This window comes from Candidatus Melainabacteria bacterium RIFOXYA2_FULL_32_9 (assembly GCA_001784615.1).
Taxonomy (GTDB): Bacteria; Cyanobacteriota; Vampirovibrionia; order Gastranaerophilales; family UBA9579; genus UBA9579.
In genome coordinates, this window is sequence record MFRQ01000058.1 from 1 (window position 1) to 13,883 (window position 13,883).

A 13,883-nucleotide genomic window follows, 5' to 3' on the forward strand; every position below is an offset into this window, starting at 1 on the left:
GATTTTTTAAATTTTATAAATACCGAAAACTGCAAATATTAGAAATCTATTACCAATCATTAAATATTATTCTAGGCAAGCACCTAGAATAATATTTAACCACGGGGTGAATAAAGTATTTATTGTTTGTTTCCTTTTTCAGGCATTAGTTTTATATGCAGTTCTTTTAATTGTTCTTGAGATGCATTTGCTGGAGCGTCTGTCATCAAGCATTTAGCCTGACTATTTTTAGGAAATGCAATTACATCTCTAATAGATGAAGTACAGGAAACAAGTGCAACCAATCTATCTAACCCTAATGCAATCCCACCATGAGGAGGGGTGCCGTATTTAAAGGCTTCAATCATAAATCCAAATTTTTCACTGATTTCATCTTTTGAAAGACCTAGAATCTCAAATACTTTTTGTTGAAATTCAGGATTGTGTATTCTTATACTGCCGCCGCCAAGTTCATTGCCGTTATACACGATGTCATAAGCTTGTGCACGACATTTTAAAGGATCAGTTTCAAGACAAGTTATGTCCTCGGGATTTGGAGATGTGAACGGATGGTGAACTGCTGCGTATCTTTGTGATTCTTCGTCCCATTCAAACATTGGGAAGTCAACTACCCATAATAAATTATGTTTTGAGTCATCAATAAGATTAAGCTTGTTTCCAAAGTATAATCTTAGTCTGCCTAGTACATCAAATACTACATTAGGCTTATCTGCAACTAAAAATACTATATCTCCCGGATTAGCTTGAGCTCTTTGCTGAATTTGTCCAATTTCCTGTTCTGATAGGTATTTTAAAACAGGTGATTTGATTGTCCCATCAGGATAATATGTAATCCAGGCAAGACCCTTAGCTCCAAAAGAAACAACAAGATTTCTAATATCGTCCATCTCTTTTCTGCTGTAGCCTGAAATTCCTGGCGCACATAAAGCTCGTACAGTTCCACCAGCTTTAACCTGATCGGCAAAAGCGGTAAATGCACTATTTTCCATAATATCGCTAACATCGAATAGTTTTAAATCAAATCTTGTGTCAGGTCTGTCTGATCCATATGTTTCCATTGCTTCTTTATGAGTTATGCGAGGGAATGGGCAGGAAACATCAATTCCTGCTACTTTAAAAGCTCTAATAATAAGACCTTCTAAAAGATTTATTATATCTTCCTGGTCAATGAAGGACATTTCAATATCAACCTGTGTAAATTCGGGTTGCCTGTCAGCTCTTAAGTCTTCATCTCTAAAACAACGTGCAATTTGGTAATATCTTTCAATACCTCCAACCATTAGAAGTTGCTTAAATATTTGTGGGGATTGAGGTAAAGCATAAAACTTAGATGGATGTACACGACTTGGGACAAGATAATCTCTGGCTCCTTCAGGTGTGGTTTTTATTAAAATAGGGGTTTCTACTTCAATAAATTCATTTTTATTAAGATAATCCCTTATTTCTGATGTAATAAGGTGTCTTAGTATAAGCTTATCTTTTACTTTTGGTCGTCTAATATCAAGATATCTGTATTTTAAGCGGAGATCCTCATTAATTTCCTGCTCATCATTAATAATGAAAGGTGGTAATTTTGATTCATTCAGAATTTCTACTTTGTCAGGATAAATTTCTATTTCTCCGGTTAAAAGGTTAGGATTGTAAGTTTCTGCAGGTCTTGCTGTAACTGTACCTGTGGCTTGAATAACAAATTCATCTTTTAATTGTTCAAAAATCTTATGGACGTCAGGATTTTTGGTTGGGTCAGAAACAATCTGAACCATGCCACTTCTATCTCTAACCTCAACAAAGATAATACCACCAAGGTCTCTAACAGTTGAAACCCAGCCTGCAACACTGACTTTTTTACCTGTATCCTGCCCGGAAAGTCTGCCGCACCAGTTTGTTTTTAATTTTGTTAATTTTGTATTGTCCATATTATCAATTGTCACCATATTATTACTTTCACTTCCACTATTATTGAGTACAAAAAACTGAGTTATATGTATTTAAACTAATTTCTATCATAATCACGTAGGACAGGTCAATTTTATTTATTTAAAAGCACTTTATTGTTTATATTTACTTGTAATCAGAGAGAGACTGTCAATGATTTATTAGCTAATCAGCAGTAAATGATACCCAAGAGCTAATACAGCTCCTAACAAGCCACCCATTATAACCTCAATAGGTGTGTGTCCCAGTAATTCTATCAATCTTTCTGAAGTATGTCTCGGGTATTTTTCTGAGTATACTTCATCAACTATTTTGTTTAGAACAGCAGCCATTTTTCCGGCAGATCTTCTTAATCCTGCTGCATCATACATAACTACAAGGGCATAGCCCAATGCTATTGCGAATTCCACTGACCTATATCCATTTATAGCAGCTACACTTGTAGATAAAGCTATAACGAATGCACTATGACTACTTGGCATGCCGCCGGTTTCTGTAAGAATTTTAAAATTTATTTTTTTGTTGTGTGAATAATAAAAAATAAGTTTTAAAAATTGTGCAGCAAAAGCAGCAATAATTGCTGAAAATATTACTTCCATACCTGTATTTGCTATCATTAATTCATTACCTTCAATGCAATACTACCAGCTATCCCAACTAACAATGGTGTGTCAAGTTTATTATCTATAAGTATTTGTTGTGCCTTGGAGCATAATTGCCTGACTTCTTCTTTTGATTGACTTAATCCAAACAAAGAAGGATGGGTGCTTTTCTTCGCTATATTATCTTTACCCGGTGTTTTTCCAAGGGTTTCTTTTGTTCCAATTATATCAAGAATATCATCGGCTATTTGGAATGCATATCCTATAAGTCGTCCATATTCGGTTAATGTTTCCAATTGTGTATTTGTAGCTTCAGATAATAGGGCTCCGGATCTTAGAGCAAATTTAAATAGTTCACCAGTTTTGTGTGTGTGGATGTAATTAAATGTGGGGATATCTATTTCTTTATTTTCTGAGTCTATGTCAACAACCTGCCCGCCCACTAATCCTAATGGGCCTGCTGCTATTGCAAGTTCTTCCAGTATTTGCAATAAAGTATCTCTATTAAACTCTTTTGGTGTATGCTGAATTACAATTTGAGGTGCATATGATAATAAAGCATCTCCTGCAAGTACTGCAAATGCTTCACCAAAGACTTTGTGATTAGTTAATTTCCCACGTCTGTAATCATCATTATCCATACAAGGCAAATCGTCATGAATAAGGCTTTGAGCGTGAATCATTTCTATTGCACAAGCAGTAGGGATAACATTTTCAATATTGCCACCACAAGCTCTGGCACTTTCAAGAGCTAGAATTGGGCGGATTCTTTTGCCGTCAGATAAAGTGGTATAACCCATTGCATCCCATATTACTTGGGGATATCTTGCTTCAAGATACTTTTTTAAATGTGTGTTAATGAGTTCTTTATTTTCTTGAAGTGATTCTGCTAGGTTGAAATCTTCTTGTTGTATGATTTTCAAACGTATACCCTTTAGTTTTCCTGCTCTTGTGAATCCTCTTCACTATTATAATATGTATTTTCCAAAATTGAAATAAGGTTCATTTTTTGTTTTTGAGTTTTTCTTGATTTCTCTCTTGCCTGAGTATTTAATTTAACTATTTTAACCTTATTTTTGTTTCGGGTATCAATAGTTTTAAATCTTTCTTCTACTTTATGTCCTGAATATGCTAATTTTTCTTTATATTCAAGGGCTTCATTTACAAATATTTTGTAACTTTCATAGCGTGATAATGCTATTTTGTTTATATTCACAAGAATATTACAGCCATCTTCAGTCAAATGCAGACAATCACTGTAATAACAGTCTTTTGATAGTTCTCCAATTTCATCAAAAAGCTGATCTATAACAGCAGGAAGTACGTTATCGAATTTAAGATAACTAAAACCAGGGGTATCTGCAACTTGAGCTGTTTTATGGTTTTCAAGAGGAATATCGAGAAGTTCAATATGTCTGGTAGCGTGAGTTCCTCTTAGGGTTTTTGCACTTACTTGCTTTGTTTTTAAACTTAAACCCGGATGAAGTTTATTTAATAAGCTTGACTTTCCTACTCCCGATGTTCCGCATAGTACAGATCTTTTTGCTTCCAATACTTTTTTAAGGTCTTCTATACCCATTCCTGTTTTAGCCGAAGTAAAGATAATCTTGTATTCCAGAGGTTCATATATAGAAGTTATTTGTTGTTTAATATGGTCTTTATTCTCAATATCTGCTTTATTTATGCATATTACAGCTGGAATATTATAAAGCTTTGCCTGCGCAATATACCTGTTGAGTTGAATAAAATCAAGTTCTGGTTGATGCAGAGCAGCTACTACAATTATTTGATCAATATTAGCTATTGATGGGCGTGGAATAAAGTTTTTTCTTTCCAGAATCTCTGTGATTGCAGCTTGATTGGAGTCAGTGTTAACTTCAGTAAGACGTACTGAATCTCCGACAAAAACTTCTGCTTTCTCTTTTTTTAGTTTTTCTCGGAGTTTGCACTCAAAAACAATATCATCAGACCTGACGTAATAGAAATTTGAATGTATTTTTATTATGTCTCCAATCAACATATTGTCCTTTTGAAAATTTGTTTCTTTAATCTAAAAAATTTTTATCTATAATTTATATTATCTGATGCGAACTATAAAGGGCAATAATGTTTAGGTAAATTGGTTAAACTTGGTTTATTATTCTTTATATTTGAGGATTAAAATGAGAAAAATAGTTAATATTCTGTTGGCGATTTTGCTGATATTATTAGTATCTGTGGATATTCAGGCTAGGGATCTTTGTGATTGTTATGGTTCCTGTATAATTATTCAGCCAAGAGATGTAAATTATAAACTAAAAAAACAAGTCAAGATCAGGGATGGTTATAATTATAGTGATCAAGTTGATATAGATCACAGACTGCCTCTTTGCCTTGGTGGGACAAATGATATGGATAATTTACAGGCTTTGACCGAAGAAGAACACAATAAAAAAACCAGGAATGATATGCTTTTGTTTTATTATATTCAAAATTGCTTTATGACAATAGATGAAGCCCAAACAGAAGCTGTGAATTATCAGGAATACATAAATAAACCCTAGTACTCTGTTAAGAAAATTTACCTCCCTAAAATATCTTCATAACTTTTGTGTCAGAGTACTACCTCTGAAAACAATATTTTAGTTTTTCATCATTGAGAGCATGAAGCTTTCTGCTGCTTTATATGAGCTTCTCACCAATGGCCCAGAAATTACATATAAGAAATCTAGATTTTTAGCATATATTTCATATTCTTCAAATATTTCTGGATTTATATAATCCTGAACAGGAATTTGCTTTTCTGTAGGGCGTAAATATTGGCCTATAGTTACTATGTCAACTTTATGCTCTTTTAAGTCTCTTAATGCTTGTTTTATTTCTAATTCAGTTTCTCCAAGTCCAACCTGTAATGATGATTTTGTAAGTATATTATTGCTAATATCTTTAATTGACTTAAGTATTCGCATTGATAATTCATAGCTTGCTCTTTTATCTCTAACCATAGGAGTTAATTTTTTCACAGTTTCTAGATTATGTCCTATGACATCAGGTTTAGCTTGAATTATATTCTTTAATGGTTCTATGTTTCCTTTGAAGTCAGGAATTAAAACTTCAACCAATGCTTTACCGTTGATTTTTTTTATTTCACTAATTGTTTTAGCAAAATGCTGTGACCCTCCATCTTCAAGATCATCCCTATCAACAGAGGTTAAAACAACATATTTAAGATCTAAATCTTTAACTGCTTTTGCAATATTATAAGGCTCATTGTTATCTAAATATCCTTTAGGGTTTCCAGTCTTAACTGAGCAAAAAAGGCAGTTTCTAGTGCAAATCTCCCCCATTAAAAGAAAAGTTGCCGTTTTTGCTGACCAGCATTCGTTGATATTAGGACAAAGTGCTTCCTGACATATTGTATAAAGATTATATTTATGTGAAATGGAGGTAATCTTGTTATAAGACTCTTCAGATAATGCTTTTACTTTTATCCAGCTGGGTTTTTTATTTTCGTTCATATATTAATTTCCCGTGGATTAGACTAAATATCTTATTAAGTCAGGTATGTTTATCCCGTTACTGTGCTTGTTTTTCACAAACAAGGTAACTATATAGACATACCTGACTTTAAGTATAAGAAAGACAATTAATTTGTCGTGTTTATAATGAACTCGCTAATTTTACTTGTCATATATTTGATCATTTCTCTTGTAATGCCTGGATAAACTCCTATCCAGAAAGTATTATTCATTACAAAATCAGTGTTTTCAAGTGAGCCGACTTGTCTGTATTTAATATTTTTGTATGCTGGTTGTCTGAGAATGTTTCCTGCAAACAGCAATCTTGTACCAATTTTGTTTTCTTCAAGATATCTGACAAGATCATTTCTTGTAAAGCCTACATCTTCTCTTACTGAAACCAGGAATCCAAACCAGCTTGGATCAGAATTTGCAGTTTTTCCAGGTAAAATTAACTTATCTTCGTGTATTTTTAATCCTTGATAGAGCAGCTCAAAATTTTCTTTTCTTGCATTAATGAAGTAAGGTAACTTTCTTAACTGAGCTACACCAACAGCAGCCTGCATTTCAGTTGCCTTTAGGTTATATCCAACGTGCGAATATATATATTTGTGGTCGTATCCGTATGGTAAATCTCCAAGTTGCCATTGGAATCTCTTTTGACAGAGATTATCCTGTCCTGAGTTACAGGTACAGTCTCTACCCCAATCTCTGAACGATATTATGGATTTTTTTAATAAATCATTATCTGTTAATAAAGCTCCACCTTCTCCCATTGTTATGTGATGAGCAGGATAGAAGCTTAAAGTTGCAATATCTGAGAAGGTTCCTGCGTATTTATCGCCATATTTTGAACCTAACGCGTCACAGCAATCTTCAATTAACCAGAGATTATTTTTATGAGCAAATTCAACCACTTTATCCAAGTTAAAAGGGTTACCAAGTGTATGGGCGATAAATATGGCTTTTGTTTTTGGACTTAAAGCTTCTTCCAGTTTAGATGCGTCTATATTGTATGTTCCAAGTTCAATGTCAACAAAAACAGGAACAAGATTATTCTGAATAATTGGATTTATTGTAGTAGGAAAACCTGCTGCAACTGTTATTACTTCATCTCCCTCTTTTAACGCTCTTTCTCCTAACAGAGGAGATGTTAAAGCTGTTATGGCAAGCAGATTTGCTGAAGACCCCGAATTTGTGAGTATTGCATATTTAATTCCGAGGAATTTTGCAAGATGCGTTTCAAATTGTTTGGAGAATCTGCCTGTAGTAAGCCAGAAATCAAGACATGATTCTGTTAACATCATTAATTCTTCTTCATCATATACTTTTCCTGAAACAGGAATGTGTGAATATCCTGGTATGAATGGGTAGTTTATTTTGTCATGTTTTAAGTCATACCATTCTTTTATTAATTTTAATATACTGGTTTTTACTTCCAAATCTTTGGATGTATTCACTGAACTCATAATATATGCCCTCTTGCTACTCGCTTTAGTATTTTTAACAGTGTTTTAGGTTCCAATCATAATCTATATGATTGTTAAATGGATCTAATCTTTGTATCTCATTAGGATTATGTGCCATAGTAGAACAATTTGCTATAATAGCAGGTTTTGATCCAATTCCTTTAAATCCATTCCATATCATTGGTGGGATTTTAACAAGTTTATAATTATCCGGACCAAGGCATATTTCTTGTATCATGCCTTTTGTCGGGGATGTTTCTCTTTCATCGTAAAGAACCAGTTTAATATTTCCCTCAATTACAGCGTAATTCAATGTCATTTCAGTATGTATATGCCAGCCTTTTATGACTCCCGGGTTAACAATAGAAAAATAAATTTCTCCAAATTGCTCAAAACCAGGATCGTCACTCCTTAGCATATGCATAATTTTTCCACGTTCATCAATTATTTGCTTCAATGGTCTTGTCGTAACGTCGTAAATACTCTTTTCCTGCACTGTGTACATAGAAAAATTCCTTATACCATTCTATTGTTTCTAATAAACCTTGCTCTAATGTGTAATTTGGCTGCCAGTTTAGGATTTTTCTGGCTTTATTTGCTGATAAATATTGATGCTTTATTTCATTTATAGATTGATTTAGTATGACTGGTTCTAAATCTTCTTTTTGCATTATTTTCAGGATTAGTCTTGTAAGTTCCAGAGTGGTGACTTGAATTTCATTGCTGAAGTTAAATGCTTCTCCCATAATATCAAGCTCTGCCATTTTTTCTGCCAGATGTATGTAAGCTAGGGCTCCATCTTTTACATAAAAATAGTCTCTAATATATGTTCCATCGCTTCTTATTATGGGTGATTCATTATTTAAAACAGATCTTATTGTTCCTGGAACAATTCTGTTAAAGTTTAAATCTCCTCCACCGTAGAAATTCCCACATCTGGTTACGCATACAGGTAAGTTATAGCTTTTATGGTAAGTTTTTGCTATTAAATCTGTGCAGCTTTTTGAAACATCATAAGGATGTTCTCCCTGTAGAGGAGTGGTTTCATCATAAGGCAGTCTGATTTGATCACCATATGCTTTATCACTTGATGCAACCACGATTCTTTTTACTGATGAAACTCGTCTTGCTGCTTCAAGTAAGTTCCAGGTGCCTTTTATATTTGTCTCAAAAGTAGATAGAGGGTTTCTATTAGCTATTCCGACTATTGTTTGTGCTGCTAGATGAAATACAGTATCGACTTCGTACTCATTTAGAGTACGTTCTAAAGTATAAAAGTCTTCTATTGAGCCTTTTACTATATTAATCTGCTTGTAATTTCCTGATAAGTACAAGTTTGATTTAGGAGTGATATCTCTAATCAGTCCTACAACATTTGCTCCTTTATCAATAAGCTCTTTAGTAAGCCAGGAGCCTAAAAGCCCTGTACAGCCTGTTATAAAAACAGACCTATTTTTCCAAAAAGTATTCTTCATTTTCTTTTTCCCAAATCATCCAAGGTTTATCACCGGAATTATGCATGGAATTAAGCAGTTCAAAGTCCCTATATGTGTCCATACATTGCCAGAAGCCTTCGTGCTTATATATTGCAAGTTGGTTTTCCTTGGCCAGTATTTCTAATGGACTATTTTCAAGTACACAATCATCTGAAAAACTCAGAAGATCAAATATTTCCCTTTCAAATACGAAAAAACCGCCATTTACATAATCAGAAACACGAGGTTTTTCGTTGAAATTTATTATAGAATCTCCTTCTATTTCCAGGGTTCCATATTTTGATGGTGGCCTAATTCCTGTAAGTGTTGCGATTTTCCCTGTTTTTTTATGAAATTCAATCAATTCATTTATATTTATATCTGCTACTGCATCTCCATATGTAGCGAGAAAGTAACTTCCATCAATATATTTTTCTATTCGTTTAATCCTTGTTCCGGTCATTGCTCTTAGTCCGGTATCGGCAAGAGTGACAGACCAATTTGTTTCTGCACAGTCTGTTAAAAAAATTCTTTTTTGCTTAGAACCAATGCTGACAGAAAAATCGTTGGCCAGAATTTCGTAATTATTAAAATATTCTTTAATTGCTTCTCCTTTATAACCAAGACACAGTATGAAATCATAAAGATTGAAATGCGAATAAAGTTTCATGATATGCCATAAAATTGGCTTTTCACCAATTTTAACCATTGGCTTAGGTTTATATTCTGTTTCTTCTCTAAGTCTGGTTCCTTGTCCTCCACAGAGTATAACTACTTTAGTCATCATTCTGCCTTTCCGTAACAATCGTAGGTGTTATTGGTATTTTGTACAGTCTTAAGTCATCCGCCCTTTCAATAATACGTACTGTCATTGCGAGGTGGCTAAGCCACTATCACATTGTCAACAATCTTTTTTAATATACAAGAATCATTGATGATGGGTTTGTGCCTCTGGCACCGTGACAATCTCAAATCACTAGCTTATTGATAGCAGTTTGAATCTGACTTTATGAGATATACCAGGTTATGTAAAATAGTTGATATTATGTGGTTATTTTTGTCTGATACTAAAAATTTAAGGCAGCCATGGAAATCTGACACTTACAGTTATTTCTAGATTTTAGTTTAATTTTCATTTGTCGACTTGGCTAATTGGTTTATGAGACAAAGTATTCATGTAAATTAAATTTGCGTTTTCTTTATGCTCAAAAGTTCAATTAGATGTTTCTTGATTAAGCAGAAAAACTCTAATATAATACATAAATGTAAATTAACAATAATAAGGTTTTGCCTTGATATGAAAAGCCTATTTTTTATAATTGTAGCTTTATGTGTATGTTTTATTAATTTTCCAAAGGCTATTTCAGGAGATTTTTTACCAAGATATAGTGATTCAGTTAGCTATTATGGAATTGGTGTTTATTTTGCACCGAAAGAATTTGCTATTTACTCTGAACCTGATGAAGAAAGTCCCATCATAGAGAAAATTAATTGGAATAATTTCGGGGTTAATAGTTTAACTAAAGAATTAAGCTCAAGAAATGTTTTTATTTCATTTATTCCTAGTAAAAATATAGGCATTATGAGTGCTATTGATGATACGGAAAATTGGTGTCAAGTAGTTTATGATCAAAAAACAGGGGCAAAAGGATGGGTGAAAATAACTGATTCTGCCAGATTTATGACTTGGATGGAGTTTATGAGTAAATATGGTAAGGCTAATGATGTGTATTTGTTTTTAGATTTACCGGAAGAATACAGACAAATTTATACAGCACCGCATGAAAAAGCTCAAATTTTGAATATGTATCCTTATTCCCCTGATAATGTAAAGCTAAAATTCATAAAAGGCAATTGGATGCTGGTTAAGGTTGTTGATTTTAGCAAAACAAATACACATATTGGTTGGATAAGATGGCGTAATGATGAAGGGAAAATATTTGCATTTCCAAATCTAAAGCAATAGCCTTTTATTTAGCTTATTTCTAGTATTTATTGTTGTTATATAAACTGATATTATATAATTAGTTTTGTAAACTAAAAAAGAGAAAGAATGATCAGGGTATATAGACAAAAAATCTGCAAAGGCAGATATTTTGGTTTTACGCTTGCAGAGATACTTATTGCTATAACAGTGATAGGGATTATTGCAGCTATGACTATTCCTGCTATTGTAAATAGTACGAGTGAAACACAATTAAATGCTGCTGCAAAAGCTGTCACAAATAAATTTGTTCAGGCTGAAAGACTTATAAGATATGAGAATGGTGGAACCATGGGCGATGTATGTGCTGATCATAATAGTACGTGTATATCAGGTAAATTTACAGAAAAATGCACGTAGTTAAGATCTGCTCCAATGCATCAGCTCAAGGGTGTTTCCATCAAAACTGGTTAAAACTTAATGGAGACGAGTCAATTGGAGATGGCATTCCAGGTTTTATATTGAATGATGGAACATTGGTAAGAATATATTGGAATGTTGCCCATGGTGGAATTATTTATGATGTAAACGGGTTTAAAAAGCCTAACACAGTTGGAAAAGATATATTTAGGTTAATGATCCGAGTAAATATACTTGAATATGGAGAAGGAACAGATTGCAGTACTACTGGATGGGGTTGTCTAAAGAATCTTTTATTAGGAGAAGATTATTATTAGAATTTTTAAGCTAATCTGGTCATAAATGGGTACTAAGGAGTAGATAAAGTACTCTGCATCTCAGTATTTTCATATTTATAAATAATCAGAACATGCTTTGAACTTAAGGTTTTAGCTTTAATGGTAGGAATCTGGTATTTATGATTTGCGCTGATACTCTGCATTATAGGTAATTTAGCTTTAATCTCTTTACTCTGCAACAGCAGGATTTGCCTTGTTGCTTCTGATAATTCAGCCTCATAAATACCAGGAGGTATTAACTTATTTTCTGCATCATAAATTGGTGTAGATAGTACTAGATTGGGATTTTTTGATGCATGAGGCGGTAAGTCGTAATGTAAATCATCACATTCTTTTATGCCGGAAGGATACAATGTTTTTCCGGTGGGGTCAATCGGTTCAACAAAGCTTAAAAAAGTGAATATTATTAAACTTTCGAGCATTTTTCATTTGCAAGTCTTGAAAGTGCCTGTATCAGTGCAGCAGCTTTATTCTGAGTTTCTTGATATTCCAATTCAGGATCAGAATCTGCAACGATACCTGCTCCTGCCTGTATAAACACCTTGTTGTCTCTAACAAGCATAGTTCTTATTGTAATAGCTGTATTAACTTCATTATTAAAACCAAAACAGCCTATGCATCCTGCATATGGACCTCTGGCTGATTTTTCAAGGTTATATATAATTTCCATTGCTCTAACTTTTGGAGCACCAGAGACAGTTCCGGCAGGGAAGCAAGCTTTTACCAGATCTACAGAACCCAAGTCTTCTCTGAGTTTTCCGGTAACATCACTTACAATATGTTGTACATGGGAGAATTTTTCTACTGCCATTAATCGATTAACTTTGACTGAACCATATTCGCAAACTTTGCCCAGGTCATTTCTGCCTAAGTCCACAAGCATAATATGTTCAGCCCTTTCTTTTGGGTCGTTTAATAGTTCTTCTTCAAGTAAGAGATCTTGTTCCTGAGTTTTACCACGTTTTTTAGTTCCTGCAATTGGTCTAATTTCAGCAATTCTGTCGCTAGAACATTTGACCATTATTTCAGGTGAAGATCCAATAATCTTAAAATCATTGAAATCAAGATAATATAAATATGGAGATGGGTTAATGCTTCTTAGAGCACGATAAATGGTGAATGGTTCAACGTTGTTTCTTTCTACGCAAAAACGTTGTGATAGTACTGCCTGGAAAATATCACCAGCTTTTATATGCTCTTTAGCTGCGTTTATCGCATTAATCCATTCTTCTTTAGATATATTTGATGAAATCTCTTGATGTGTATCTTCTAAAGTCAGGTTTAAAGGTGATAAATTATGTGAAACAGTAAGCTGAGAGAGTATTGATTCGATTTTTACTTGCGAATTTTCATAAATCTTGTCTATATCTGATTTGTTATCCGTAAGTGCGTTAACTATAACATATATTTTATGTTTCACGTGATCAAACGCTAATATGCTTCCTGCAATCATAAAATATGCTTCCGGGAAACTATGGCATTCTTCGATTTTATTGAATTCTTTATTAAGAGTAGGTTCTATATGCCTGATAGTGTCATAGCTAAAATATCCTACTACTCCTGGTGAATAAGGGATATCATAGTTTACTGAAGAGTAACTTGAAAGAAATTTTTCAAGCAGATCATAAGGATTATCTGCTTTCATTAAAGTATCTTTGTTTAATGTATTAAAAATACTTGTCTCTTCAAGATCTGACTTTAAAATATATAATGGGTCAAAACCTATAAAAGAATATCTCCCAACACTTTCCCCACCTTCTACTGATTCTAGAAGAAAACTGTATTTTTTATCTTTGCAAACCTTATAATACGCAGAAACAGGAGTTTCCAGATCGGCAATAATTTCGCACCATATTGGAATGACATATTTATTGTTAGAATTTGATATTATTTTTTGTAGTTCTTTTTTTGCTGGAAATATTTCAATCATTTAATAATTACCTAACTGATATCTGATAATTGTATTATTATAACTTATTTATGTATTATTTTAGAATATAATAACTCGGATTATCAGATAGGGAGGCAGTGGCGGGTTTTTGAGAATTTTGGCAAAATTAATTAACAATTCAAGTTATAATATTGGAGGAAAGTGCAATATATTCTTGAATTTTAGGTAAAAATAAAACAGGATTTAATGTTAATACTTATATTCTTCCTGAAGGCAATACTTGAAATTCATTGGTTTTATAATTATAATTCTAAACATTTAAATAAAGTAGA

General features: G+C 33.2%; 14 protein-coding genes and 1 pseudogene. 4 read left to right on the forward strand and 11 right to left on the reverse strand.

Features of this window, described 5'->3' with window-relative positions:
- Nucleotides 1-119 precede the first annotated feature (119 nt).
- The 4 genes from A2255_01255 to A2255_01270 all read right to left on the reverse strand — a co-directional run bounded on the left by A2255_01255 (nucleotide 120) and on the right by A2255_01270 (nucleotide 4,557).
- Nucleotides 120-1,916, reverse strand: coding sequence for an aspartate--tRNA ligase (locus A2255_01255; GenBank protein OGI21643.1), 1,797 nt, complete (start codon nucleotides 1,914-1,916; stop codon nucleotides 120-122).
- 180 nt (nucleotides 1,917-2,096) lie between these two features.
- Entirely contained in the window at nucleotides 2,097-2,552 is a 456-nt protein-coding gene (locus A2255_01260) for a hypothetical protein (GenBank protein OGI21603.1), read from the reverse strand.
- On the reverse strand, nucleotides 2,552-3,460 hold the full coding sequence (locus A2255_01265; GenBank protein ID OGI21604.1) for a hypothetical protein: 909 nt from the start codon (nucleotides 3,458-3,460) through the stop codon (nucleotides 2,552-2,554). The genes A2255_01260 and A2255_01265 overlap by 1 nt, the downstream gene beginning before the upstream one ends.
- Nucleotides 3,461-3,471: 11 nt before the next feature.
- Nucleotides 3,472-4,557: a ribosome small subunit-dependent GTPase A gene (locus A2255_01270; protein ID OGI21605.1), complete on the reverse strand. Its 1,086-nt coding sequence runs from the start codon at nucleotides 4,555-4,557 to the stop codon at nucleotides 3,472-3,474.
- A gap of 142 nt (nucleotides 4,558-4,699) precedes the next feature.
- On the opposite strand from A2255_01270, the gene A2255_01275 reads away from it, so the two are divergent.
- Entirely contained in the window at nucleotides 4,700-5,080 is a 381-nt protein-coding gene (locus tag A2255_01275; GenBank protein OGI21606.1) for a hypothetical protein, read from the forward strand.
- Between the two features lie 78 nt (nucleotides 5,081-5,158).
- Here A2255_01275 and A2255_01280 read toward each other — a convergent pair whose 3' ends face one another.
- From A2255_01280 to A2255_01300, 5 genes and pseudogenes are all read right to left on the reverse strand, one after another.
- A complete protein-coding gene (locus tag A2255_01280; protein ID OGI21607.1) occupies nucleotides 5,159-6,034 on the reverse strand; it encodes a lipoyl synthase in 876 nt (291 codons plus the stop codon).
- A gap of 128 nt (nucleotides 6,035-6,162) precedes the next feature.
- A complete protein-coding gene (locus A2255_01285; protein ID OGI21608.1) occupies nucleotides 6,163-7,503 on the reverse strand; it encodes a lipopolysaccharide biosynthesis protein RfbH in 1,341 nt (446 codons plus the stop codon).
- Between the two features lie 34 nt (nucleotides 7,504-7,537).
- On the reverse strand, nucleotides 7,538-7,927 hold the full coding sequence (locus A2255_01290) for a dTDP-4-dehydrorhamnose 3,5-epimerase (protein ID OGI21644.1): 390 nt from the start codon (nucleotides 7,925-7,927) through the stop codon (nucleotides 7,538-7,540).
- Between the two features lie 94 nt (nucleotides 7,928-8,021).
- Nucleotides 8,022-8,978, reverse strand: a pseudogene (locus A2255_01295) (sugar dehydratase).
- Nucleotides 8,953-9,762 carry a glucose-1-phosphate cytidylyltransferase gene (locus tag A2255_01300; protein ID OGI21645.1) on the reverse strand — a complete coding sequence of 270 codons (810 nt, stop codon included), beginning with the start codon at nucleotides 9,760-9,762 and terminating at the stop codon, nucleotides 8,953-8,955. The pseudogene A2255_01295 and the gene A2255_01300 overlap by 26 nt, the downstream one beginning before the upstream one ends.
- A 513-nt stretch (nucleotides 9,763-10,275) precedes the next feature.
- Here A2255_01300 and A2255_01305 point away from each other — a divergent pair.
- From A2255_01305 to A2255_01315, 3 genes are all read left to right on the forward strand, one after another.
- Nucleotides 10,276-10,944: a hypothetical protein gene (locus A2255_01305; protein ID OGI21609.1), complete on the forward strand. Its 669-nt coding sequence runs from the start codon at nucleotides 10,276-10,278 to the stop codon at nucleotides 10,942-10,944.
- An 87-nt stretch (nucleotides 10,945-11,031) separates the two neighbouring features.
- The gene (locus A2255_01310) at nucleotides 11,032-11,322 is read left to right on the forward strand and encodes a hypothetical protein (GenBank protein OGI21610.1); all 291 of its coding nucleotides are present in this window, start codon (nucleotides 11,032-11,034) and stop codon (nucleotides 11,320-11,322) included.
- Nucleotides 11,313-11,639: a hypothetical protein gene (locus A2255_01315; protein ID OGI21611.1), complete on the forward strand. Its 327-nt coding sequence runs from the start codon at nucleotides 11,313-11,315 to the stop codon at nucleotides 11,637-11,639. The genes A2255_01310 and A2255_01315 overlap by 10 nt, the downstream gene beginning before the upstream one ends.
- A gap of 32 nt (nucleotides 11,640-11,671) precedes the next feature.
- Here A2255_01315 and A2255_01320 read toward each other — a convergent pair whose 3' ends face one another.
- Nucleotides 11,672-12,082, reverse strand: a complete 411-nt coding sequence (locus A2255_01320; GenBank protein OGI21612.1) for a hypothetical protein — start codon at nucleotides 12,080-12,082, stop codon at nucleotides 11,672-11,674.
- Nucleotides 12,067-13,590 (reverse strand): anthranilate synthase component I, encoded by a 1,524-nt coding sequence (locus tag A2255_01325; GenBank protein ID OGI21613.1) that lies wholly within the window; start codon nucleotides 13,588-13,590, stop codon nucleotides 12,067-12,069. The genes A2255_01320 and A2255_01325 overlap by 16 nt, the downstream gene beginning before the upstream one ends.
- Between the last annotated feature and the right edge of the window lie 293 nt (nucleotides 13,591-13,883).